Origin of the sequence: Streptomyces sp. NPDC005181 (genome assembly GCF_040608395.1) — a bacterium.
Taxonomy (GTDB): Bacteria; Actinomycetota; Actinomycetes; order Streptomycetales; family Streptomycetaceae; genus Streptomyces.
In genome coordinates this window covers 1-1,522 of record NZ_JBEXID010000248.1, presented here as the reverse complement: position 1 = coordinate 1,522, position 1,522 = coordinate 1, and the positions used below count along the sequence as shown (strand labels likewise).

General features: G+C 68.5%; 1 protein-coding gene. It reads right to left on the bottom strand.

Features of this window, described 5'->3' with window-relative positions:
• Window positions 1–21: 21 nt before the first annotated feature.
• Complete coding sequence (locus tag ABZV38_RS40410) at window positions 22–1,431, bottom strand: IS4 family transposase (RefSeq protein WP_356333955.1); 1,410 nt, start codon at window positions 1,429–1,431, stop codon at window positions 22–24.
• Window positions 1,432–1,522 lie beyond the last annotated feature (91 nt).

The window sequence follows — 1,522 nt, the reverse complement described above, 5'->3', positions numbered from 1 at the left end:
ATGAAGTCAACACCGTTGCGTTTACCTCCGTGAGCGGTTCTCGAGCCCGTGCTCGAAGAACGTGATGGCGGTATGGATGGTGTAGTTCTGGCTGGTCGTGGGCTGTTGTCCGGCGTTCGGCCCGTATTTGCTGGTGGGGTTCTTACGGGTGCGGGCCTTGACGCGGTGCCGGTGACGGGCGGGGTGCAGAGCGCCGAGGACGGCCCGACCGATGGTGCCCACGAGCTCGACGGGTCCCGCCGGGGAGAGGACCCCGGTCGCACTGATGACGGTGTCAGCGGCGGTGGCCAGCAGGACGGTGAAGCTGATGCGGTGCATGTCCAGGCCGGGCCGGGTGCAAGCGGTGTCGGCGGCTGAGCGGATCAGGGCCTGGTAGGTGGTGAGCAGGGCGTAGACCTCCTGGTCGAGGCCGGGCAGACTGCGCGAGCGCAGGACCCGGCCGTCGAGCATGGTGGCCTTGATCGAGAAATAGGTGGTCTCGGCCTGCCACCGCTCGTGATACAGAGAGATCAACTCGGTGGCGGGGTAATGCGTGGCGTCCAGGAGACTGGTCAGCAGGCGCCACTGCTCGCGGCGGACGGTGCCGTCCGCCAGGGTGAGGATGACGTCGGCCTCGATGACGCGGACGGTCAGCAGGGCGGGCAGGACGCCGTAGCCGATCCGGGCCAGGTAGGAGCCGTCGCCGAGGTGCTGGAAGGGAGTGGGGATGCGGCGGGCGGAGGAACGCAGAAGGAACTGCGCGCCGCTGGCGTGGACATCGGCGGCGAAGGTGTTCGCGTCGAACCCGGCATCGGCCAGCAGGAGCATCGTGCGGTCCAGGGCGTTCAACAGGCGCCCGGCATAGGAGAGTTCACCGTCACTCTCGGGGCCGAAAGCGGCGGCCAGGAGAGCGCGGGTGCCGCACTCGATGAGGACCACGAGTCGCAACAGCGGGTAGCCGAACTCCAGCTGGTCACCGGACCGTTTCGGGTAGCGCCAGGTGATCGCCGGCTCGTCCGGGGTGTGCAGCAGGGTCCCGTCGACGGCCACGGTCCGCAGCCCCCGCCAGAAGGCGCCGCTCTGGCCGCGGTGGGCGACGGGCCCGGCGAGGGTCTCGAACAGACGCCGTAGCGGAGCGGCCCCGATCCGCCGCCGGGCCCGGGAGAGCGAAGAGACTGCCGGCCGTACCAGGGCCAGTGGCTCCAGCCCGGCCACCAGTTTGCCCCACACGCTCCGGTAGGAGCTGTCTTCGAAAAGGGCCAGCGCGAGGACGAAGTAGACCATCACCCGTGACGGCAGCAGCCGCAGCCTCCGCTCCCGCGTCCCGGTCTCCTCCAGCACCGCGTCCACCAGCGCGAAGTCCACGACCTGCGTCAGCTCGCCCAAGTGCCCGGGCGCGTACACACCCCCGGCCACCTCGATCGTTCGTGTGATGACAGACTTCTCCCGCAACGGGACTCCCGATGATCGCCTTGCCTCAGCAACAAGTTGATCTATCAGGACGTCCCGTTGCTCATTCACCAGGGCTTGACCTGCCGCTCAA